Source organism: Ruegeria sp. A5 (genome assembly GCF_056543005.1).
Genome location: NZ_JBQGAV010000001.1, coordinates 1,062,373 through 1,083,796, shown reverse-complemented (window position 1 = coordinate 1,083,796; position 21,424 = coordinate 1,062,373). Strand labels below are relative to the sequence as shown.

19 protein-coding genes and 1 pseudogene are annotated in these 21,424 nt (G+C 55.2%); 8 read left to right on the top strand and 12 right to left on the bottom strand.

Features of this window, described 5'->3' with window-relative positions; genetic code table 11:
• Nucleotides 1-46: 46 nt before the first annotated feature.
• Together uxaC and ACR0AY_RS05450 are read left to right on the top strand one after the other, a co-directional pair.
• Nucleotides 47-1,390, top strand: a complete 1,344-nt coding sequence (uxaC, locus tag ACR0AY_RS05455) for a glucuronate isomerase (protein ID WP_170513029.1) — start codon at nucleotides 47-49, stop codon at nucleotides 1,388-1,390.
• A complete protein-coding gene (locus tag ACR0AY_RS05450) occupies nucleotides 1,391-2,587 on the top strand; it encodes a mannitol dehydrogenase family protein (RefSeq protein ID WP_170512718.1) in 1,197 nt (398 codons plus the stop codon).
• Here ACR0AY_RS05450 and ACR0AY_RS05445 read toward each other — a convergent pair.
• The 10 genes and pseudogenes from ACR0AY_RS05445 to ACR0AY_RS05400 form a co-directional block, all read right to left on the bottom strand.
• Complete coding sequence (locus ACR0AY_RS05445) at nucleotides 2,574-3,437, bottom strand: sugar kinase (RefSeq protein WP_170512720.1); 864 nt, start codon at nucleotides 3,435-3,437, stop codon at nucleotides 2,574-2,576. The two genes, ACR0AY_RS05450 and ACR0AY_RS05445, sit on opposite strands and share 14 nt — an antisense overlap.
• Entirely contained in the window at nucleotides 3,434-4,315 is an 882-nt protein-coding gene (locus ACR0AY_RS05440) for a DMT family transporter (protein ID WP_170512722.1), read from the bottom strand. Before ACR0AY_RS05440 ends, ACR0AY_RS05445 begins: the two co-directional genes overlap by 4 nt.
• Before the next feature lie 3 nt (nucleotides 4,316-4,318).
• A pseudogene (locus tag ACR0AY_RS05435) lies at nucleotides 4,319-5,239 on the bottom strand (NAD(P)-dependent oxidoreductase); the annotation flags it as partial.
• A gap of 106 nt (nucleotides 5,240-5,345) precedes the next feature.
• Nucleotides 5,346-6,350 (bottom strand): Gfo/Idh/MocA family protein, encoded by a 1,005-nt coding sequence (locus tag ACR0AY_RS05430; protein WP_170396165.1) that lies wholly within the window; start codon nucleotides 6,348-6,350, stop codon nucleotides 5,346-5,348.
• The gene (locus ACR0AY_RS05425; protein WP_480453807.1) at nucleotides 6,347-7,849 is read right to left on the bottom strand and encodes a UxaA family hydrolase; all 1,503 of its coding nucleotides are present in this window, start codon (nucleotides 7,847-7,849) and stop codon (nucleotides 6,347-6,349) included. The genes ACR0AY_RS05430 and ACR0AY_RS05425 overlap by 4 nt, the downstream gene beginning before the upstream one ends.
• Before the next feature lie 24 nt (nucleotides 7,850-7,873).
• Nucleotides 7,874-8,824: a phytanoyl-CoA dioxygenase family protein gene (locus ACR0AY_RS05420; RefSeq protein ID WP_170663775.1), complete on the bottom strand. Its 951-nt coding sequence runs from the start codon at nucleotides 8,822-8,824 to the stop codon at nucleotides 7,874-7,876.
• A 10-nt stretch (nucleotides 8,825-8,834) separates the two neighbouring features.
• The gene (locus tag ACR0AY_RS05415) at nucleotides 8,835-10,457 is read right to left on the bottom strand and encodes a TRAP transporter large permease subunit (protein ID WP_170396171.1); all 1,623 of its coding nucleotides are present in this window, start codon (nucleotides 10,455-10,457) and stop codon (nucleotides 8,835-8,837) included.
• Nucleotides 10,457-11,299, bottom strand: coding sequence for a TRAP transporter small permease subunit (locus ACR0AY_RS05410; RefSeq protein WP_480453805.1), 843 nt, complete (start codon nucleotides 11,297-11,299; stop codon nucleotides 10,457-10,459). The genes ACR0AY_RS05415 and ACR0AY_RS05410 overlap by 1 nt, the downstream gene beginning before the upstream one ends.
• 16 nt (nucleotides 11,300-11,315) lie before the next feature.
• The gene (locus ACR0AY_RS05405; RefSeq protein WP_480453803.1) at nucleotides 11,316-12,485 is read right to left on the bottom strand and encodes a mandelate racemase/muconate lactonizing enzyme family protein; all 1,170 of its coding nucleotides are present in this window, start codon (nucleotides 12,483-12,485) and stop codon (nucleotides 11,316-11,318) included.
• A 79-nt stretch (nucleotides 12,486-12,564) separates the two neighbouring features.
• Nucleotides 12,565-13,578, bottom strand: coding sequence for a TRAP transporter substrate-binding protein (locus tag ACR0AY_RS05400; protein WP_170512732.1), 1,014 nt, complete (start codon nucleotides 13,576-13,578; stop codon nucleotides 12,565-12,567).
• Between the two features lie 197 nt (nucleotides 13,579-13,775).
• Here ACR0AY_RS05400 and ACR0AY_RS05395 point away from each other — a divergent pair, with 197 nt between their 5' ends.
• Nucleotides 13,776-14,426 carry a GntR family transcriptional regulator gene (locus tag ACR0AY_RS05395; protein WP_170396177.1) on the top strand — a complete coding sequence of 217 codons (651 nt, stop codon included), beginning with the start codon at nucleotides 13,776-13,778 and terminating at the stop codon, nucleotides 14,424-14,426.
• Here ACR0AY_RS05395 and denD read toward each other — a convergent pair.
• Nucleotides 14,423-15,391 (bottom strand): D-erythronate dehydrogenase, encoded by a 969-nt coding sequence (denD, locus tag ACR0AY_RS05390; protein WP_480453802.1) that lies wholly within the window; start codon nucleotides 15,389-15,391, stop codon nucleotides 14,423-14,425. The two genes, ACR0AY_RS05395 and denD, sit on opposite strands and share 4 nt — an antisense overlap.
• On the bottom strand, nucleotides 15,388-16,272 hold the full coding sequence (locus ACR0AY_RS05385; protein ID WP_170512736.1) for an NAD(P)-dependent oxidoreductase: 885 nt from the start codon (nucleotides 16,270-16,272) through the stop codon (nucleotides 15,388-15,390). The genes denD and ACR0AY_RS05385 overlap by 4 nt, the downstream gene beginning before the upstream one ends.
• 190 nt (nucleotides 16,273-16,462) lie before the next feature.
• On the opposite strand from ACR0AY_RS05385, the gene ACR0AY_RS05380 reads away from it, so the two are divergent.
• The 5 genes from ACR0AY_RS05380 to ACR0AY_RS05360 are packed head-to-tail and all read left to right on the top strand — an operon-like array spanning nucleotide 16,463 to nucleotide 21,397.
• Nucleotides 16,463-17,221 carry an SDR family oxidoreductase gene (locus ACR0AY_RS05380; RefSeq protein WP_170512738.1) on the top strand — a complete coding sequence of 253 codons (759 nt, stop codon included), beginning with the start codon at nucleotides 16,463-16,465 and terminating at the stop codon, nucleotides 17,219-17,221.
• The gene (locus ACR0AY_RS05375) at nucleotides 17,218-19,014 is read left to right on the top strand and encodes an IlvD/Edd family dehydratase (protein ID WP_480453800.1); all 1,797 of its coding nucleotides are present in this window, start codon (nucleotides 17,218-17,220) and stop codon (nucleotides 19,012-19,014) included. Before ACR0AY_RS05380 ends, ACR0AY_RS05375 begins: the two co-directional genes overlap by 4 nt.
• Before the next feature lie 11 nt (nucleotides 19,015-19,025).
• Nucleotides 19,026-19,874: a fumarylacetoacetate hydrolase family protein gene (locus tag ACR0AY_RS05370; protein WP_170512742.1), complete on the top strand. Its 849-nt coding sequence runs from the start codon at nucleotides 19,026-19,028 to the stop codon at nucleotides 19,872-19,874.
• A 31-nt stretch (nucleotides 19,875-19,905) separates the two neighbouring features.
• Nucleotides 19,906-20,790, top strand: a complete 885-nt coding sequence (locus ACR0AY_RS05365; protein WP_480453798.1) for a 2-hydroxyacid dehydrogenase — start codon at nucleotides 19,906-19,908, stop codon at nucleotides 20,788-20,790.
• 16 nt (nucleotides 20,791-20,806) lie between these two features.
• On the top strand, nucleotides 20,807-21,397 hold the full coding sequence (locus tag ACR0AY_RS05360; RefSeq protein WP_170466286.1) for a LysE family transporter: 591 nt from the start codon (nucleotides 20,807-20,809) through the stop codon (nucleotides 21,395-21,397).
• The last annotated feature ends 27 nt before the right edge of the window (nucleotides 21,398-21,424 follow it).

Below are 21,424 nucleotides of genomic sequence, written 5' to 3'. Positions count from 1 at the left end.
GCGGGCAGCAGTATCGGAGGCAGAATTGACTGGCAATTTGAATGGCATGGCAGAAAACCTGTACTTGGGCATCAAGGACCTGCCAATCGTGTCTCCGCATGGTCACTGCGATCCGGGGTGGTTTGCAACCGATGAGCCGTTTCCCAACCCGGCAGAGCTGCTTGTGGTTCCCGACCATTACGTGTTCCGTATGCTCTATTCGCAGGGCGTTCCCTTGTCCGAACTTGGCGTTGGGGAAGAGGGGCGAAAGAAGGATCCCCGCGTCGTTTTTCGCACCTTTGCCGAACACTGGCATCTGTTTCTGGGAACGCCATCCCGGATCTGGATGAGCTACGTGCTGCACGAAACGCTGGGCGTGTCTGAAGAGTTGTCTTTGCGCACGGCTGACCTGATTTATGATAAAATCTCAGAAAAGCTGGCGCGACCCGAATTTCGTCCGAGGGCTTTGTTCGACAGGTTTGGGATCGAGGTTCTGGCCACCACGGATTCCGCTCTTGACGCACTCGTGGAGCATCGGGAGATCCGTACAAGCGGTTGGGGCGGGCGGGTTGTTCCGACGTTCCGCCCAGACGGGGTTTTGGATGGGGCGGACCCGGAGTTCGTACAGAACCTGAACAAGTTGGCCGAGCTGACAGGCTGCGATCTGAGCAGCTATGATGGCTACCTCAACGCGCTGCGAATGCGGCGGGCTTACTTCATCCAGCTGGGATGTACTGCCACCGACCACGGTATCGAACGCGTACAGACCGAGTGGCTGGACGACCCGGATGCGCTGTACCAGCGGCTGAGACGGCGGGAAGGTACCGAACAGGATGCTCGCCGGTTCTATGGGCATATGCTGATCGAAATGGCGCAGATGTCTGTCGATGATGGTCTGACAATGCAGATACATGCTGGCAGCAAGCGCAACACGAACCACGCGGTACTGCGGGACTTCGGACGGGACAAGGGGGCCGACATTCCAATCGCGATGGATTGGGTCACGGGCCTTGAGGCGCTGTTGAACCGGGTCGGTAACTCGGCGGAACTGCGCATCATACTTTTCACATTGGACGAAAGCACCTATGCCCGTGAATTGGCCCCGATGGCGGGACATTGGCCGTGCCTTAGGATCGGGCCGCCTTGGTGGTTCCACGACAGCCCAGCCGGGATTGCGCGGTATTTCGATCAGGTCGTTGAAACGGCCGGATATTACAATCTGGCCGGATTCAATGACGACACGCGGGCTTTCCTGTCCATTCCTGCACGTCACGACCTGTGGCGAAGGGGTGTGGCGATTCATCTGGCCGAGCAGGTTGCGCGCGGCTATTTCGATCGGGACAGTGCCGAGCATCTGGCGCGATTGCTGGCGGTCGATCTGGCGAAACAAGTTTACGGGTTGCAAAGGTAAATGGGTACAATTCTTCATTTCGGCCTTGGAAACTTTGCCCGGGCGCATTTGCTGGATTACACGGATCAAGCGGGCGGATGGGACGTTGTCGGCGTCAGCCTGCGTTCATCCTCGGTTCGGGATGGATTGGCCCGACAGGATTTCGAGTACGATTTGTGCGTACAGGGGCAGGGAGTCCGGCGCATCAAAGCTCTGCGTGACGTTCTGGTCGCGCCCAAGGATCGCGCAGAGATGTTCGATGTGATGGCGGATGCCGAGATCATTTCGGCAACCGTTACCGAGAAAGGTTATCACTTGGACGCCGCGGGCAAGCTGAACCTTCAGGACCCGGCGATTGCCGCCGATCTGGCAGGGCAAGGGCCTGCGACGCTGATCGGGTTTTTAGCTTTTGGCCTTGCGGAACGGCGCAAGCCAGTAACGGTACTAAGTTGTGACAATCGCATGGAAAACGGCAAGACGCTCGAAACGGCAGTTGCCGATTTTGCGGAAGCAGCCGGTCTGGACGTGAATTGGGACTCTGTTTGCTTTCCCAACGCGATGGTCGACCGGATCACCCCGGCTACCACGGACGCCGTTCGCGCAATCAGCGGCGATCCTATGGCTGTTCCGACCGAGACGTTCTCGGAGTGGGTGATCGAAGACAGTTTCTCCGGTCCGCACCCGGATTGGCCGGGAGTGCAACTGGTCGATGACGTAGCCCCGCACGAGATGCGAAAGCTGCGCATGTTGAACGGTGCCCATTCCCTGTTGGCTTATGCCGGGTTGGAGCGGGGCCTGACCTACGTCCACGAAGCGGTTCGAGACCCGGTTTTGCGCCCGCTGGTTTCTGAGTTGATGAAGGATGCGGGCGCAACGCTGCCCGCTGCACTGCAAGCACAGGTTCCGGATTATGCAGAGGCTTTGTTGCGCCGCTTTGAAAACCCCGAGCTGGCGCACCGTCTGGACCAAATCGCAATGGATGGCAGCCAGAAGCTGCCGTATCGGTTTGTTCCCACACTCCGTGAGACCGGCTCTCAGGCGGTGATTGCAGGGATGCGGGCCTGGATCTCTTTTTGCATGTCCGAGATCGCAAAGGGCAGGGCGCTGAACGATCCTTGCGCATTGGAAATTGCCTCGGCTGTCAAGCAGCCGGACCCGGTAGCGCCGCTTTTGGGTCTCGTTGGCGCTGAGGATCTCGCGCCACTTATCCGGGAATGATCGCGCCGCGGAATTGAACAACGGTGGAAGCCAAATTGTGTCCAGCCATCAGGGCGTCGGCCTGTGATTTCCCCATCAGCAAGGCCGCGAGGTACCCACCGTTGAAACTGTCGCCCGCCGCTGTCGTATCCAGCACGTTTTTGGCAGGTTCATAGGTTTGGTCAGTGTTCTGACCGATGGACAAAGGGCCATTCTCTCCGCGTTTCAACGCACCAACACCGTGATGATCGGCAAAGCGTGCAGCCACCTGGTCCGCGCTTTCCCCGAACAATGCCATCTCGTCGTCAATGGACGGCAGGGCAATGTCTGCACGTTGCCAAAGCCGTTGGTTAATCTGCCGAGCGTGTTGGACGCTGTCCCAAAGGCGCGGACGAAAGTTGCTGTCATATACCAACCGGACGGAAGAGCCTTCGAGCCAGTCCAGAAGCGCGAGCCTGACTGCATGCGGAAGAATCGCCACGGAAATCCCTGACAAGTACAGCACGTCGTAACCGTTCAGCGGGCTGAAGTCGTGATCGGCAAAAAGCTGACGGGCGGCCGCCTCGCTGCGCCAATAGGTAAAGCTGCGTTCACCGTCCGCAGATGTAGTGATCGCGTATAGTCCCGGAGAGGCGTTCGGAATGATGCGGATGCCGGATGTTCCGATGTCATGACTGGCGATGAAGTCCACGATACGCCTTGAGAACGGATCGTCGCCTAGACATGTCACATACTCCACCTGCAGGTCATGCGCGGCACGGTGCATGTAGATGGCCGTGTTCAGCGTATCCCCCGCGACGCCCACCTTCGCGCCGGTTTCCAGCATGGACAATTCGATCATTGCTTCGCCGATGCAGGCAATTCGCGTCATTTCTTTTCTCTTTTCCAGATGATGAGACCGGCAGCCATGATCAGCGCAGCCCCCGCCAACGTGAATGCGTCCGGTACCGTGTCAAAGAACAGATAACCCCAGATTGCCACGTAGATTAGGAACGAATAGGTGAATGGCATCAACTGGTTCGCCGTTCCAAACCGATGCGCGTTCGTCAGCAGCTGATGCCCGCACCAGCCAAACACACCAAGGCCGATCAGTACAATCAGGCTCCACGTGTTTTCTGGCTGGACCCAAAACCAGATGGCGAACGGCAACAGGACCACCGTACCGGTAAGCCCGAGGTAGAATTGCATAGTGTCAACGGCAACAACCCCGGACAGCCTGCGCGTCATAATCGAGTACAAAGCCAAAGCGGTGGCATTGTATACGATCAGCAGCATGGTCGGATGAAAGGCCGAACCAAACGGCCGTACGACAACCAACACTCCCAGAAAGCCCAGGATGATAGCCGCCCAACGCCATGGGCCCACGCTTTCTTTCAATACAAAGACGGACAGAAAGCACACGATGACCGGGCTTGAGAACATGATTGCCGACACAACGGTCAGTGGCAAAAACCGTAGGGCATAAAAATTGAAAACGGTCGCCGAGATCAGCAGCAAGGCCCGGCTTATCACCTGCCATGGATGGTCAGTCTTGAACCGACCGGCCTCTATCCCGCCCTTGGCGATCACGCCCACGGAGATCACGAAGTGCCCCGCATAGCGCATGAACGCCAACTGAAATGCCGGCACTCCGGCCAACGCCAACCACTTGGCCCCAAGGTCAACCAACGAAAAGAACAGCCACGCCATCAACATCAGCACAATGCCAAGGCGCGGCAGGTCAACGGTGGGGTTGGCGGAGACGGCCATCGATCAGGTGTTGAAACGCTTGACGTAGTAGTCAACCATCTGGCTTACCATGTCATCCGCCTGACCGTGGTCGCGGGCGTCATTCAGCGCCGAAAGCGCGCCCTGCGACATCACGCTGGTAACGCCTGCCTCGCGCGCCATTCGGTCATAATACCCGAGGTCTTTTGCCGCGTTCTTGATGGCAAAGGCCAGCTGATTTGGGTCGCTCTCAACGCCATAGGCTTTGACGAAATCCATCATTCCGGAATGCAGCGGCCCTGCGGCCATCACATCATACAGCTGCTTGCGGTCAACACCGGTGATGTCAGCCATGGCAAAGGCTTCGGCCATCGCGTTCGCAACGGTCATTCCGAAGAAGTTGTTGATCAGCTTGATCGTGTGTCCGGACCCAACGGGGCCAAGGTAAAAAACGTTTTCGCCCAAATCTTTCAGTGTCGGCTCGGCCTTGTCAAAGGCAGCCTTGTCTCCAGACGTCATAATGTTGAGCTTGCCTTCCAGCGCGTGCGAGGGCGTCCGGCCAAGCGGTGCATCAAGATAGCTTCCGTCGGCTGCAGCAACCTCCTCGGCCAAGGCGCGTGTGCTGCCAGGAAGCGAGGTGCCAAAGTCGATGACAATCGCGCCGGATTTCAATCCCGCAATCACTCCATCTGCACCGTGCATTCGGCTCTCGACCTGTTCGGAGGTGCCCATGCACAGCATCACGATGTCGCTGGCCTGAGCCAGTTCTTGGGCGTTTCGCATCTCGCGGGCGCCTCGGTCAATCGCGGCGTCCAGGTATGTGCGGTCGCGGTTTCCCAATACAGCGACCGAATGTCCTTGGTCCAACAGTCGGCTCACCATGGCTCCGCCCATTAGTCCCAAGCCGATAAACCCGATTGATGGTTTGCTCATTGGTTTCCCTTTCCGTGAATGTGTCTGGTTTTTATTCTTGTGTTTGTTGCGGGCGGCTTTGCTTTTTTAATGCTCATATTGCTCGGTGGATAATCATTGGTTTTTGGGTGGTCCGGCATTTGGCTGGGCCGCATGTCCATCAGGCCGGCGCCCGCGCTCGAGTCGTTCGCGCCTTTAGCCCCTGTTCAATCCGTGATGTGACCTCGAGCGTTCGGGCTGCATCCTCGACGTCAATCAGTGGAGGAGCTCCATCGATCACGTCAAGGAAGTGATCCAGCTGCACCTCTAGCGGTGCGCGTTGTTGTTCCGGTCGTGTAAGTTGGTCTTTTTGGGCCGCAGTGCCCCAATCCTGTCCGCGCCACAGGGTCATGGAAGGAAAACTCACAGCGCCACTGGTTCCCGTGATCCAGATCATGTCCTGATGGGTCGTGCCGATGTTCGGGTTCTCGCCGGTTCCGGCCTCAAACCCCCAGGGGCTGGGTGCGGTATCGGCAAAGCTGATAGTGCCCGTCGCGCCGTTTTCGAATGCGATCGCGACAGCCCCGCTTTCTATCCTATCCGATCCGCGGATGGGCGCTCCGGGCAGGGCGACGACATCCGAGATTTCTCCGATCACAAAGCGCAGGACATCGATATCATGCACCAGATTGATCATGACTGGGCTGCCATCGGAAGTCCGCCAGTTCTGTTCAAAATAGCTGTCGGGTTTGCGCATGGCCCACAGCAACGAGACATTGATGACTTGTCCGATCGTACCTTGCGCGATCACCTCCTTCAGGTGTTGCAAGATTGTATGATACCGCCGATGGTGGCCTACAAGACTGCGGACATTGGCCTGGCGAACGGCCGTCTTCAGGCGCAGTGCATCACCGACCGACGCGGCAACCGGCTTTTCGATCAGCATGTGCCAACCGCGAGATGCGGCCAGAATGCCATGTTCGGCATGCAGTCGGGTTGGCGTCGCGATAATGACGCCATCTACCGGGTCCTGCACCTCGTCCATACTAGCAAAACGCGGCGCGTCGATCTGGATCGAGCCATCTGGATCGGCCAACCCGACCAACTGGCAACCGGGATGCTCAATCACGGCGCGGACGTGGCGGATACCGATTAATCCGCCGCCGGCTACAAGGATCCGTTTCACATCACCGCTCCGATTTGCCAGGGAACAAATTCGTAGTCACCCAAGCCCTGCGCCTCGGACTTGGTCCGCGCGCCAGAGGCGACTTGGAGCAGCCGTCGGTATATTTCCTGTCCTTTTTCCTCGACGCTGGCGCCTTTGGTCAGAATGTCGCCCGCATCCACGTCCATGTCTTCGGGCATGCGTGCTGCCAATTCAGAGTTGGTAGCGATTTTCAGCGTGGGTGCCGGTTTGGACCCAAATGCAGAGCCGCGTCCCGTGGTGAAGCACACAAGATTGCACCCAGCCGCGATCTGCCCGGTCACCGAGGCCGGGTCATATCCGGGGCTGTCCATGAAGGTGAAGCCTTTGGCGGTGATGGGTTCGGCGTATTTGAATACACCGGTCAAAGGGGTGGTGCCGCCCTTCGCCGCTGCCCCCAGCGACTTCTCTAGGATGGTCGTCAGACCCCCTTGCTTGTTGCCGGGGCTTGGGTTGTTGTCCATCGAACCGTGATTGCGAGCGGTATAGTCCTGCCACCAATCGATCAGTCCGATCAGTTTTTCTCCAGTTGTGCGACTAAGGGCGCGGCGGGTCAAAAGGTGTTCGGCCCCGTAAATTTCGGGTGTTTCCGCAAGGACACCTGTGCCGCCTTGCGCAACCAACAGGTCGCAGGCATGTCCGAGCGCCGGGTTCGCGGTCACGCCGGACCAAGCGTCCGAGCCACCGCATTGCAGCGCAACCATCAGTTCGGACGCCGGGGCTTCGCTGCGCCTCGCCTCATTGGCAATGGGAAGCATCTGGTTGATCTTGTTGATGCCCATTTCCACGGTCCGACGCAATCCGGCGACGTTCTGGATGTTCATCGTTTGGAAGGTGGGACTTTGCTTCAGCCCATACGCGTCCAGCAGCCAGTCGATCTGGTTCATCTCGCAGCCCAGACCGACCATCAGAACGGCAGCGTGGTTGGGGTGTTTTGCAAACCCCCACATGACCCGTTGAAGGGCTTCGAAACCGTCGCCGGAATCGGCCATTCCGCAGCCTGTTCCATGGACAAAGGCCACCACGCCGTCGATGTTCGGAAACTTGGCCAGCTTGTCCGGCGTGAAGTGATTGGCGATCATGCGGGCCGCGGTCGCCGAACAGTTCACTGTGGTCAGAACCGCGATGTAATTGCGCGTGCCGACCCGACCGCTGTCCCGGTGGTAGCCCATGAATGTATCGACCGAGGTGGCAGGTTTGGTGGGCCTGTGATCCGTCGCAAACTCGTAGTCTACGCTGGTGTTCCGGAACTCGACATTGTGGGTGTGCACATGGTCGCCGGGTTCGATCGGTTGGGTGGCGTAACCGATGATCTGGGCGTACTTTCTGACCTGATCGCCGAGTGCAAGATTCCGCGTGGCGACCTTGTGCCCCGAGGGGATGCGCGCATTGGTCGTGACATCCTCGACCATACTGCCGGCCTCCAGGTGCCGAGTTGCAACCACCACGCTATCCGTTCGATCTAAACGTACAAAAGTCATAATCAGCTTTCCTGGCGGCAGCAGCTAGGCGCAGAACGGTGAGTCCGATGACCACCGGTGAATATCTATATGCGGCTTGCCAGACAGTCTTGCTCGCGCCGCCTCCCAATTGGACTTGCAGACGCGCCAATCTCGCAGCTCGGTTTCGGGGCGCGATCTGGACCTCGCGATGAAGCTGGGGAAATGATCTCGACCGGTCGGTTGGCCTGCTGCACTAAAGCGGATGTCGAACGACCAGCGGAACCGGTCCGTTTTATTGATCAGCGAAGCGTGTGGCGTCAAAGGGTGAAACAGGATTATCCCGCCGGCCTTGACAGGAAGGGGTACGGCGCGGCCTTCATCAATGAACCCGTCAGCAATGCCTGTCTGCGTCCGGGCACAATGCGGCAGGATGGTTTGGTCCGGTGCCTTCGGCAGCACTTGCAGGCAGCCGTTTTCGACGGTTGCATCGTTGACGGCAATCCACACCGTGACCATGTCGGTCTGATCAGCATCCTCCAGCGCAACCGCTCGATCCTGATGCCAGTCCGTTGCGGTGATGTGCGCGCGCACCTCGTCCTTGGACAGCTTCAGGGCAGGGGGCTTCAGCCGAACGTGCTGGATTGGATTGCTCACCAACTCTGGCCCGATCAGCTGCTCGACGATGTCAAGCATGGGACGGGCCGTCAGCAAGTCGAACACTGCGGGCCCAATATGGAACGGTGTGTCCGCCATGATCCGATCGCCGGGCAGCGAGATGTCCAGCGGCTGGAAATAGTCGCATCCGGCCTGATAGGCGGACAGAAGTTTGTCCCAGAAGGTCATTCCGGACGGCTCGTCCTTGACCAGCCCTTTTTCGTACCAACAGTCATAGAGCCGGTTCAGGACATCCGAGTATTCCGCTTGCACCCGACCCAGGACATCGCCGGGAATTACATCCTCAACCACGAGGTATCCATCGGTCTGGAACTTGCCAATCTGATCTTGTGTCAGCATGGGTGCAACCTCACAACAGCAGCGCGATGATGCCAGGCCAGATCAGAAGAACGGAAAGCGCCAGCAACTGGATCCCGATGAATGGCAGGAAGCCGCGGAAGATATCCGTTAGGCTGATATGCGGCGGAGCCACTGACTTCAGGTAGAACGCGGCCGGGCCGAAAGGGGGCGAGAGGAAGCTGACCTGCATGTTCATACAGAACACGACGCCGAACCAGATGGCGACATGACTCGGCTCCAACTGGCCAAAGACTCCGATTTCCTCGATAGGAAGGCGCAGGACGATCGGCAGAAAGACCGGAATGATCAACAGTACGATGCCGACCCAATCCATGAATGCGCCCATGAACAGCAAGATCAGCATCATTACCAGAATGACCAACATGGTCGGCAGCTCCTGGCCGACGATCAGGTCGGCCACGTATTGGGGCCCTCCAGCAATGGTATAGGCACCCGCCAGCGCGGCGGCCCCGATCGTAACCCAGATGATGGTGCCTGTGGATTTTAGTGTCCGCATCAAGCTGTCCCAAACCAGCTCGAACGATCCTTCGCCCCTTAGGATGGCGATGATCAGGACTGCGAAGGCGCCCATGCCTGCAGCCTCAGTGATACCTGTGATCCCGCCATAGATCGAGCCGAGCACGACGCCGATTACAACCAGCGGCGCGACGAGACCCTTGCCCATTTCCCAACCGATTTTTGAGCGTTGTCTGCCAAAGACGAAGAAAATCAGCAGAAGGGCGACGATCGTGATGCCGGCAAACCAGGGCAGGTAGTCAGCTGTCCCCAATCGCGCTGGTTCGCCTTGGCTGGCAGCGTTGGAGCCTGACAGCTCGAAAAACGCGGCTCGGATAAACAGAACGGTGGAAAATCCGGCGACGACGATGCTCATGAAGGCACCAAACAGTTTGCGTTTCTCGGCTGGTTCGGGGTCGTTCGGGTCCGGTTCCGGCAGCGGAGCGTGATGAGGATTCAACCGCGTGCGGATGATGATGTACAGGATGATCATCGAGGCCAGCATGAAGCCGGGAATGAAAGACGCGGTGAACAGTGACTTGATCGAGGTTTCGGTGATCAGCCCGTAGATGATCAGAACGATCGAAGGAGGGATCATGGTTCCCAGCGACCCAGAGGCGCAGATGACGCCGATCGCGAGATTCTGATCGTAGCCCAGGCGCAGCATTTGGGGCAGGGCGATAAGGCCCAGCAGGACAACCTCACCGCCGATGATGCCGGACATGGCCGCCATGATCACCGCCATGATCGAGGTCACGATCGCGATGCCGCCGCGTGTTCTGGACAGCCAGACATTCAGCGACGAATACATGTCGCGCGCGATCCCGGACCGCTCTAGCAGCGACGCCATGAAGATAAACAATGGCACGGATATGAGCACGTAGTCCGTTAAGAGCCCGTATATCTTCTGCGCCAGAATATAGAGCGGCCCAGTCCCAGGCCGACCTGTGAGAATCCCGTCGCCGAATGAAAACGGGTTTAAAAGCAGTGTCGGTTCGAACTTGAGCACAAGAACCAGAACCGCAAGCGAAGCCGAGGCCAGACCCAAGGGCATCCCGATCGCCAGAAGCACAATCAGGGCGACCATCAGGATGAGTGAGATTGTTCCAATGTCCATCAGTCTTGTCCCACCGCCCGTTTGATCATTTCAATTTCGTCTTCGTCCGGTTCATCTGTGTGGATTTCCGGTTCTTTGTTCCAATCCGCGACCAGGTTCAAAATTGCTTGCATTGCGACGAGCGTAATCACGATCAGCACCATCGGCTGCAACGTCGCCGGGATCGGCGGATTGAAGGCAGAGCCATAAAGCTCCCATTTGTAGAGCTTGTTGACGAACACCTGTTTGTAGCTGCCGTAGACAAGAAAGAAGGCAAATAGCACGATCAGTATAGTCGAAACCGTATCAAAAACGCGCTGAAGCCAACGTGGAACTGCGTCGTACATCAGGAATATTCGAATGTGACTGCGTTGCTGCATGGCGTAGTAGCCAGACATCAAAAACACAAAGCTGGCGAACCAGAGTGTCATTTCGTTGGCCCACTCGGTCGGCTTCTCCAGGATATAACGCATGAAGACTTCGTAGAGCATGACGACAGTCATGATTGCTATCATCGTCATCGTCACTCGACCTATGAACAGGGCGAAACGGTCCATAACCGTCGAGCCTTCGAACTCCATCGTCGCCGGGCGCACGGTCTTGGTACCAATCACTGCAAGAAACGGTAGAAGGACGAGCGCGGCCATGTCGATGATGTCGACATACCCCCCGAATACGCCAGACAATTCGGGCGTAACGTCGCTGCGAAGATATATTTCAGTTACCTGACTTTTGAGGGATTCAGAGGTGTAAGGCAGCCAGTCCAATAGGAATGCGGGAAGATGCCAAACAAGCCAGCTGGCTGTTGCGACGAAGGCCAACGGTATGAGCCATTCAATTAGTCCGCCTGAGTTCTTGTGCATCGCGTAACCCTCGTCCTTATCCTTCGATCCTGTAGTGATCGATAAAGTCTCGGTCCGGCTCGACACCCAATCCGGGGCCAGTCGGTATCATGACTCGGCCGTTGTTGGCCTTGACCTGATTTTGAATTTCCAGCGGTTCGGTCAGCAGATCGTCCCGAAACTTGTTGTCCGTTGTGTCGAACTCCAGCATCGGCTCCCATGGATGCAAGCCGCCTGGAATTGCGGGCATGGCCGCTAGTAAATGCAGATTAGTTGCGACGGCGATGGCGCTACCCCAGACGTGATTTACGACCGGAGTGAAATGTGCGTGGCATAGAGACAGTACCCTGAGATACTCTGAAACACCGCCCAAAGCACAAACCTCTGGCTGCGCGATATCGATGCCACGGTTTTCAAGAAGATTGCGCCATGCCCAGCGATTGAATACCGCCTCTCCGCCTGAGATGTTTACTTTAAGCGAAGTGCGCAGTTCGCGGTATCCGTCAATGTCTTCTGGCGCGACCGGTTCTTCGAACCAATATGCGTCCAGTTCTTCCAGCGCCCGACCGACAAAGAACGCGTCTGAAGTCGTATAGGCATGGTTTGCATCAACCATAAAAGGAAAGTCCTCACCAACTCCGCGTCTAACTGCTTCGCACAGTTTCACATCAGGCTTCGGGCCAAAGCCCGTTTTCATTTTGGTGGCGGTAAATCCCATTGCCTTGATCTTTGCGGCTTCATCCTCAAAACGGCTTGCAAGATTAGAAATCGGTTCATCCCGGAGCATCATGCCGTAGCCGTAGCAAGGAACGCTTGCGCGATGTGCCCCGCCGACAAGCTTATGGAGGGGGAGGCCAGAGATTTTGCCGGAGATGTCCCAAAGTGCGATGTCCACCCCGGACAAAGCCTGTATTGGCATTCCGCTTTGGCCATGGTCTCGCAAAAGATTGTACACCTTGTGCCAGATCACGTCTTTGTCCAAAGGGTCCATGCCAAGGACCATTGGTTGGATTACCTTTTCCACGATGGTTTTGTTCGCAATGGCTACGTTTCCGGGACCAAAGCACTCCCCCCAACCGGTTACCCCTTCATCTGTCTGAATCTCGACCAGATGGGTTGTACGCTTGTCATAATACTGTTGCGAGTAGCCCAGAACTTCCGGCATGTCGTACTGCAGTACATGACTTATTATTCTGGTGATTTTCATGAAGTTCTGGATCCCGGCGCCGATCCGGAGAGGCCGCAAGTGCGGCCTTTCCGTGTGTCGTAGTTCGATCGAAGCCTGATTACTGCATTGCGCCCAGGTCACGCAGGAAGTTGATGTGGCTTTCCAAAAGCGCCTTTGCTTCAGGTGTCGTTGCGAACTCCGTCCAACCGACCTGAACGGCCGCGCGATACGCTGCCAGGTCTTCAGGCGACCATTCGTACAACTGAACGCCTTTTGCCTTCAGGTCTTTTGCAGTCTGAGCGTTCTGCACTTCATTGATTGTGGCATTGTGCAATGCCAGGCTATCCATTGCGACTTCCATGATCTTCTTGTGATGCGCGGGCATCGCTTCCCAGACGTCTTTGCGACAAGCTAGGTGATCTGCAGGCATCGAGTGGAAACCGGGATAGTTTGTGTGGCCTGCGATCTCGTACAGACCGAGGCCCACATTGTTCGTCAGGTTCGCAGCATCCGCACCATCAATGATACCGGTTTCCAAAGCCGTGAAGATTTCGTTGAAGTCCATCACGATCGGAGAAGCACCAAGTTCCGCGAACACCTTGGTAGCAAGGCCTGGAGGCGAGCGGAACTTCCAATCTTTGAAGTCTTCCACTTTTGCAATCGGCTTGGTCGAAGACAGCGACTCTGGCCCGGGAATCCACCATCCGATGAATTCCATGTCGTAGCCGTTGTATAGATCATTTACAGCTTCTCTTCCGCCGCCATGAAGAAGCCAAGCCATTTGCTGATATGGGTTCTGATATCCGCCGAGCAGGTCGCCCGCAAACTGGAAGGCCGGGTTTTTACCGGTCTGATAGCCGCCGCCCGTCATGTCGCAATCCAGAATTCCTGTAGCTGCGGCATCGAAGGTTTCAACTGATTTGACCACCGAAGAGGAATAGAACATTTCAACTTCGATTTCGCCGTTCGACATTTCCTGAATGTCTTCAACGAATTTTGCAGCCATCTGGCCTGACAGAGTTTCGGGCGAAAAATGGGTTTGAATTCTAAGCTTCGTTGTTTCAGCCATCGCGAAACCGGCTGCCATTGTCGTGGCTACGGCCGCCAGGGCCGCTGTCTTGACTATTTTCATATTGTCCTCCCAGACGTTGAGCGTGCGCGGTGTGGAAGATCTTGCCGCCTCCTTTGCTGTCGCGCAGGTAAACGTTAAGCCGAAGAATCGAATGCAACAAGAAAAAATTGAAATTTCTAAAAATTTCGAGATTCTTGCGATAATTCGAAAATAAGGTTAGGACGCTACTTGGACAAAACTTGAAGGTGCGTACTGGAATGAACGACGAAATAGATATTTATCAAGATCTTAAGATGCGCCTGATCTCTAATGGATTCGAGCATGGAGCGAAGGTGCGGGCTGAAGAACTTCGTAAAGTGTATGGCTGTTCTGCGAGCGCCGTTCGTGAAGTCCTTTTTCGTTTGGCCGCTGTTGGTTTGGTGGACTTTCAGGAACAAAAAGGTTTCCGCGTGCCAATGCGTTCGCCGCAGAAGCTTATCGAATTGACGCACGTCCGTGTTCTGTTGGAGGCCGAAGGCACCGCGATGTCGATCCGTAATGGCGGGGTGGATTGGGAAGCAAGATTGACGGCCGCACATCACAAACTCAGCCATATCGAAAAACGCATTCACGCCACAGACGACCCGAGCGGCCTTATCGAGATATGGTTTGCCTCGGAAAAGGAGTTTCACCAAACACTTATTTCTGCCTGTGGCTCGGAAACTTTAAAACAAATGCATAGCCGAGTTTACGCGCAATTCAGACAGCAGTTGATGGTGGCAGACCGGAACTTTGAATTCATTTCTCAGAACATAAGACACCATGCCGATATACTTGAAGCAGCATTGTCAGGGGATGAGCAGTTAACACGAGAGAAAATTCACGACCACCTGGAACGCCACCTAACTGGAAAGACGATGGGCGACTAAAGCCGAAAATCGTCTTCCAAATACACCTGAATGATTTCGTCGAAGCTTGATTCCGCCTCGAACCCCAACTCCAGAGCGCGATCTGTTTGAAAGTCTCGCGGCCAATTCTTGACTATTCGTTCGATTGTCTCGTCGGGTTCTTGCCTGATTAGGCCAACCGCTTCTTGGCCGGCCACGTTGCGCAGAGCTTCGATTTGTTCGGCGACGGTGCAACTTACGCCAGGCATGTTCAATGCGCGTCTGTCATTCAAAAGCTGCGTGTCCATTGTTGCTGCGTGGGTCAAAAAAGTCGCAGCGGCGCGGGGGCTGGCGTGCCAGTGACGAACAGTTTCGGCAACTGGCAAGATAGCCTCACCCCCATTCAATGGCTCTCGGATTATACCCGAAAAGAAGGACGAAGCGGCAGCGTTGGCTTTGCCCGGGCGCACACACAAAGTGGGCAAGCGCAAGGAAATACCGTCGATATATCCTTTCCTGCTGAAATCCGTGATCATCAATTCAGCCGCCGCTTTCTGCGCTCCGTAACTTGTCAAAGGTGCCGAGAGGAATTCATCGCTTATCTTTTCGGGGAATGGTGACCCGAAAACTGCTATGGACGAGGCAAAAACCAGGCGAGGTGTGTACTCGCTTTCTGAAGCTTCGTGTTCATCCTTAAGTGCGTTCAGCAGTGCCCACGTTGACATAAGGTTTACATCCCAACCCAACGCAAAGTCTGTTTCAGCTTGGCCTGAAACGATAGCTGCAAGATGAAAAATGACGTCTGGCCGCTGCGTAGCAAAAGACTTAGCTATGCCTGACGCAGTCAAGTTCCCCACAATTTGATTACCTGTCGCACTGTCGGGCGGGAACGAGAGATCGAACAGTGAGACTTGGGCATCCGCTCCAAAAGTTTCTTGGGTCGACACGCGATGGGCCAGTTTCTGGCCCAGCATTCCTCCGCCGCCTATAATCAGGATCCGCGTCACAGCATTCCGTTCCGTTTTTTGAGTTCTAGATACAAAGCTGAATGATCCAGTTCGGCCCCATCCATTTCGTCTATCAGATATACGAAACGGTCGCGCACAGATCGGGTGCTAGGTAGCTCAACGCCAAGGCTTCCCGCTTCCTCCAGCGTATTGTCCAAATCCTTTAGTTGAAACTTAGACAAACCCCCGGGTGTAAAATTTCCATCAGACATGCGTTCGCCATGTTGTTGCAAGATAATACTATCCGCAAAGCCCCCCTTTAGTGCGGCCCTTAACGCGGTGGGGTCCGCACCGCCTTGCTGAGCCAGTAGAGTCGCCTCGGCGACTGCCGATATTGTTACAGCGACAATTGTTTGATTGGCCAATTTGCACAATTGACCAGAACCACTTGGGCCAACATGCACAGGCCGGCCCATTGCTGTCAGAACTGGTCGCACGCGCTCCATAACGTCCTGATCGCCACCGACCATGATCGCAAGGGTGCCAGCTTCGGCACCTTTGGTGCCACCGGAAACCGGGGCGTCCAGATGCAGCACCCCCATCGAGGAAAGCTGCGCGGATTGCTCTCTTGCGTGTTCGGGTTTGGCGCTCGACATATCAATCCAGATCATCCCCGGTTTGAGTTGCTCGCGGAAAGCCTCGTCAGCAAGTAGCGCGCCGGTCGCGTATCCATCCGAGAGCATGGTTATTATTACGTCTGCACCCGAAACCGCCAGCGGGGCAGTTTCCACCAATGTCGCGCCTTCTGCTGTCAACGGTTTTGCCTTTTTCAAGCTGCGGTTCCATACAGTGAGCGGAAACTCGGCGCGCAAAATATTCCGCGCCATAGGAGCTCCCATCAGGCCGGTTCCCAACAGAGCCACTTTGAACTGCTTGCTCATCATCTACTGTCCTTCCGAAGGTGCGCCACGTATGGTTATGGCCAAACCAAAATCTCTGTCATACGCTAACGGCTCTGGGCCCACATGCCAGAAGTCGTTGCATATCCGCCAAGGTTTCTTTGCTTCTCGGTTGATCTGTGGGACGACGTAACACTTGTCCAGTCGCCACTTTTGAGGTCGGAATATTTATATGTCAGAAAGACTTAAGGGAAAAAGCGTCCTGGTCACAGCCGCCGCACAGGGGATCGGACTCGCAAGCGCAATTGCAATGGCAAGAGAGGGTGCAAAGGTCTATGCGACGGATATTAACCCTGAACAACTAAATTTGATTCGCGGTCAGAATCTCGAAAATCTCGAAATATTCGAGATGGATGTGACGAATAATGACAGCATTCATCATGGGGTCGCGCGAGCGAAGCCGGACGTTTTGTTCAACTGCGCAGGGTTCGTGCATCACGGAACTATTCTGGATGCAACCGATGAAGAGTGGGATTTCGCCATGGACCTTAATGTGCGCTCAATGGTGCGCACGATAAAGGCTGTATTGCCGGGAATGCTAGAGCGTGGCGGAGGCTCGATAATCAATATGTCTTCCGCACTGGGTTCCATAATCGGTGCGCCAAATCGTTTTGTGTATGGAACGACAAAAGCCGCTGTTGTCGGGCTGACGAAATCGGTAGCCGTGGACTTCATAACAAAAGGAATCCGGTGCAATTGCATTTGTCCGGGAACAGTCGACAGTCCCAGTTGGCGTGACCGCGTAGATGCGTTGGGCGAGCAACTGGGCAGCAGAGAAGAGGCCCTTGCACAATTTGTGGCGCGTCAGCCTATGGGGCGTGTAGCGAAAGCAGAAGAGATTGCTGCATTGGTCGTCTATCTGGCGAGCGATGAAAGTGCATTCACTACAGGACACACGCACATAATTGACGGGGGTTGGTCAGGCCAATGACAAAAGTATCAAAAAACGATTTGCGATCTCGCAAGTGGTTCATGAATTCTGAGAACCTTGAGATGACGGCATTGTATCTGGAAAGATACCTGAATTACGGATTGACCCGTGAGGAACTGCAATCAGGCAAACCGATCATTGGCATTGCTCAGACCGGCAGTGATTTGAGCCCCTGTAATCGGCATCATATCGAATTGTCCAAACGTGTTCGCGATGGAATCATCGCCGCCGGGGGAACGTGCATCGAAATACCGGTCCACCCGATACAAGAGACAGGTAAACGGCCAACGGCGTCACTCGACCGCAACCTGGCTTATCTGTCCTTGGTTGAGAGTCTATTCGGGTATCCGATTGATGGCGTTGTTCTGAACATTGGTTGCGACAAGACCACGCCCGCGCTTCTTATGGCCGCTGCGACCGTCAACATCCCAGCGATTGCCCTGTCGGTCGGCCCCATGCTCAACGGTTGGTGGAAAGGTGAACGCGCCGGATCGGGAACGGTTATTTGGAAAGCGCGCGAAGACCTTGCGGCTGACGAAATTGACACCGATGAGTTCATGGAAATCGCAGCCGCCGCAGCACCTTCGGTGGGTTATTGCAATACGATGGGAACAGCAACGACCATGAATTCGCTTGCTGAGGCCTTGGGTATGCAATTGCCCGGATCAGCAGCCATTCCAGCCCCGTATAGAGAGCGCGGTCAAATCAGTTATGAAACGGGTAAACGCATTGTGGACATGGTCTGGGAGGATCTACGCCCGAGCGATGTGATGACACGTCAGGCTTTTGAGAATGCGATTGTTATCAACTCTGCGATTGGCGGATCGACGAACGCGCCGATCCACCTGAATGCAATCGCCCGGCATCTTGGTGTTCCGTTGACCAACGATGACTGGCAGAAACTTGGCCACGACGTTCCACTGTTGGTTAACATGCAGCCAGCGGGTAAGTATCTGGGCGAAGACTACCAACAGGCCGGAGGTGTACCCGCCGTTATCGGAGAGCTTCTTGATGCTGGATTGCTGCCGCATCCCGATGCGATAACGGTGAACGGCAAGACAATGGGCGAGAATTGCTCGGCACGCCGGTCTCAGAATAGCGACGTAATCAAGCCCGTCAGTAACCCGGTTAAGCAACAGGCGGGGTTCATCAATCTCTCGGGCAACCTGTTCGAGAGTGCGATTATGAAGACGTCTGTGATCTCACAGGCATTTCGAGAGACCTACCTGTCGAACCCGGATGATCCGGATGCATTTGAGGGCAGGGCGGTTGTGTTTGATGGGCCTGAGGACTTTCACCATCGGATTGATGATCCTGCAGAAAACATCGACGCAAACTGTATTCTGATTATGCGCGGAGCGGGACCAAAAGGATACCCTGGTGCTGCAGAGGTCGTGAACATGCGGCCGCCCTCATATTTGTTGAAACAGGGCATCGAAGCTCTTCCTTGCATCGGTGATGGACGGCAATCCGGTACATCAGGAAGTCCGTCTATCCTGAATGCCTCACCCGAAGCTGCAGAGGGTGGTGGATTGGCTTTGGTGCGAAATGGTGACCGACTGCGCATCGATCTTGGCAAAGGCACAGCAGATATGCTGGTTTCGCTCGAAGAACTGCATCAACGCGCCCGCGATCTGGAGGCAAAGGGTGGTTATTCAACCCCGCCCAACCAATCCCCGTGGCAGGAATTATTCCGCGAAAAAGTAGATCGGTTGGATCGCGGTATGACGCTCAAGGGTGCAGAAAACTACCGCGATATCGCGCGAGGCTTCATGCCACGCGATAACCACTAAAAGGAACAGAAATGAAACTTGTTCGTTACGGAGCCAAGGGCTCGGAAAAGCCAGCCTTGGTCGACTCTGAGGGTCAATTGCGGGATCTGTCCGCTCATATCAATGATATCACGGGGGATATGTTGGATGACGGAACGCTTGATAACCTGCGGTCATTGGATCCAAACAACCTGCCAATTGTAGAGGGTGACCCTCGTATCGCGCCGTGTGTCGGTGACATCGGCAAATTTCTTTGCATCGGTTTGAACTACTCGGACCATGCTGCAGAAACCGGCGCAGATATTCCCGAGCATCCGATACTTTTTTTCAAGGCGAACTCGGCTGTCATTGGTGCTTATGACGATGTTGTTATGCCGCGGGGGTCTACACATACCGACTGGGAATGCGAACTGGGGGTCGTCATTGGTAAGACAGCCAAATATGTTTCCAAGGCCGACGCACTCGAATATGTTGCGGGCTATTGCATTGTAAACGACGTGTCGGAAAGGCATTTTCAAACGCAACTGACAGGTCAATGGACCAAAGGAAAATCCTGCGACACTTTTGGCCCTACCGGCCCGTGGCTAGTGACCCGGGATGAGGTGCCGGATCCTCAGAGTCTTGGTATGTCTCTGGATGTAAACGGTCAGCGCATGCAAACCGGGAATACCGCCACGATGATCTTTTCCGTTGCCGAGATCATTGAGCATCTAAGCCAACTTTTTACACTGCACCCCGGTGACGTCATTTCAACCGGAACACCGCCCGGTGTTGGAATGGGGATCAAACCGGAACCAGTTTATCTGAAAAAGGGCGACGTCATGGAGCTTCGTATCGATGGGCTTGGTGTTCAGCGGCAAAAGGTCGGCCAAGATGACTGAATTGTTGCAAATCGGAGGGATCACTGAACGGATGCGAGAACGCCTGTCCTCAGTGTTCAATATTCAACAATTGGACGATTTCAACGCGGAAAGTATTACGCATATCGTAACGAACGGGCATGATGGCGTTCCGCATGACCTAATGATTTCACTCAGTAATTTGAAGGTAATCAGCGTCTATGGAGTCGGCTACGACGCCGTCGACGCAAGTGCTGCGGCTGAGCGAGGAATTGTTGTGACTCACACGCCCAATGTGTTGAACAAAGAAGTCGCAACCACCGCCGTTCTGCTGTTGCTGTCTTGTTATCGAGAGCTCACACGTGACGATAATTACGTTCGGTCCGGACGGTGGGAAGTTGAAGGTAATGCCCCTTTGACGCGATCAGCGGACAATCAAAAAATAGGCATTCTTGGTCTTGGTCGCATTGGTCAGGCGATTGTTGATAAGTTGGAGCCGTGGGCACCCGAAATCTCATATCACACCCGCAAACAAAAGGATGTCCCGTACCGATATTTCGACAATTTGGTTGAAATGGCAGAGCATGTGGACGTCCTCATATGCATCACGCCCGGCGGCCCGTCGACCAATAGGCTGGTCAACGCTGAGGTGTTGCGCGCGTTGGGGGCAGGCGGCACTCTGATAAACGTTAGTCGAGGTTCAGTTGTCGACGAAACTGCCTTAATTAGTGCATTGCAAAACGGTGAGCTCGGGTGGGCAGGGCTTGATGTCTTCGAGGACGAACCGCGCGTTCCAAAAGCATTGCGCGAGTTGTCCAATGTCGTTCTGCTCCCTCACGCTGGTAGCGCGACTTTTGAGACGCGTGCAGCAATGGGTGACCTGACTGTCGACAATCTGCTGCAACACCATAAGGACGGATCGGTGATCACAGCTGTGCCGGAATGCAGAGATCTGTAATAGGCCAATCTGAAAAGTGTTTGAGTTTGCTGTCGCGGTTTTCTTTCTACTGATTACGCCGGGCCCGGGTGTTCTAACAACCGCGGGTATTGGATCAGCTTTTGGTTTTCGAGCTGGACTCGCCTTTGTGGCTGGTCTGATGCTGGGCGGGTTCATCAACATGATGTTAGTTGTCTCTGGAGTCGCTGCGGTTGCTTTGGCTGTACCGGTGCTTAGAACTTTGTTGCTATTCGCCTCTGTCGGGTATTTGGTATTTCTCGCCTGGCGTATTGCCAGCGCCGGCTCAAAGGTCGGATTTTCTCCTGCGGTTTCGCCGCTTGGTTTTGCGAACGGTCTGACACTTCAGTTCATCAATCCCAAGGCTTACGTGGTCGGCACAGCATTGTTTTCAGGGTTTGCCTTTTTGCCCGATGCGCCCGTTTGGGAGGTCGTCATAAAAATCGTAGTATTCAATATGATTTGGGTGCCAGTGCACATAATCTGGCTGGGTGCTGGCGCAAAGCTGGGTAGCCTTGATTTAAGCGAGAGATCGCATCAAAGGATCAATATTGCGATGGCCGCTTCATTAATGGTGGTTGTGGTGATTGCCTTGGGGTCGGCGCTATGAACGATATCTAAGTCGGTCTTACTTAGC

What these genes read in the sequence shown, in the direction of transcription:
- ACR0AY_RS05380 (WP_170512738.1), top strand. Translation starts at nt 16,463, where the DNA reads ATGTCAGAAAGACTTAAGGGAAAAAGCGTCCTGGTCACAGCCGCCGCA.
- ACR0AY_RS05440 (WP_170512722.1), bottom strand. Translation starts at nt 4,315, where the DNA reads ATGGCCGTCTCCGCCAACCCCACCGTTGACCTGCCGCGCCTTGGCATT.
- ACR0AY_RS05405 (WP_480453803.1), bottom strand. Translation starts at nt 12,485, where the DNA reads ATGAAAATCACCAGAATAATAAGTCATGTACTGCAGTACGACATGCCG.
- ACR0AY_RS05420 (WP_170663775.1), bottom strand. Translation starts at nt 8,824, where the DNA reads ATGCTGACACAAGATCAGATTGGCAAGTTCCAGACCGATGGATACCTC.
- ACR0AY_RS05410 (WP_480453805.1), bottom strand. Translation starts at nt 11,299, where the DNA reads ATGCACAAGAACTCAGGCGGACTAATTGAATGGCTCATACCGTTGGCC.
- ACR0AY_RS05445 (WP_170512720.1), bottom strand. Translation starts at nt 3,437, where the DNA reads ATGACGCGAATTGCCTGCATCGGCGAAGCAATGATCGAATTGTCCATG.
- ACR0AY_RS05365 (WP_480453798.1), top strand. Translation starts at nt 19,906, where the DNA reads ATGCGAGAACGCCTGTCCTCAGTGTTCAATATTCAACAATTGGACGAT.
- ACR0AY_RS05415 (WP_170396171.1), bottom strand. Translation starts at nt 10,457, where the DNA reads ATGGACATTGGAACAATCTCACTCATCCTGATGGTCGCCCTGATTGTG.
- ACR0AY_RS05370 (WP_170512742.1), top strand. Translation starts at nt 19,026, where the DNA reads ATGAAACTTGTTCGTTACGGAGCCAAGGGCTCGGAAAAGCCAGCCTTG.
- uxaC (WP_170513029.1), top strand. Translation starts at nt 47, where the DNA reads ATGGCAGAAAACCTGTACTTGGGCATCAAGGACCTGCCAATCGTGTCT.
- ACR0AY_RS05425 (WP_480453807.1), bottom strand. Translation starts at nt 7,849, where the DNA reads ATGACTTTTGTACGTTTAGATCGAACGGATAGCGTGGTGGTTGCAACT.
- ACR0AY_RS05400 (WP_170512732.1), bottom strand. Translation starts at nt 13,578, where the DNA reads ATGAAAATAGTCAAGACAGCGGCCCTGGCGGCCGTAGCCACGACAATG.
- ACR0AY_RS05450 (WP_170512718.1), top strand. Translation starts at nt 1,391, where the DNA reads ATGGGTACAATTCTTCATTTCGGCCTTGGAAACTTTGCCCGGGCGCAT.
- ACR0AY_RS05375 (WP_480453800.1), top strand. Translation starts at nt 17,218, where the DNA reads ATGACAAAAGTATCAAAAAACGATTTGCGATCTCGCAAGTGGTTCATG.
- ACR0AY_RS05395 (WP_170396177.1), top strand. Translation starts at nt 13,776, where the DNA reads ATGAACGACGAAATAGATATTTATCAAGATCTTAAGATGCGCCTGATC.
- ACR0AY_RS05385 (WP_170512736.1), bottom strand. Translation starts at nt 16,272, where the DNA reads ATGAGCAAGCAGTTCAAAGTGGCTCTGTTGGGAACCGGCCTGATGGGA.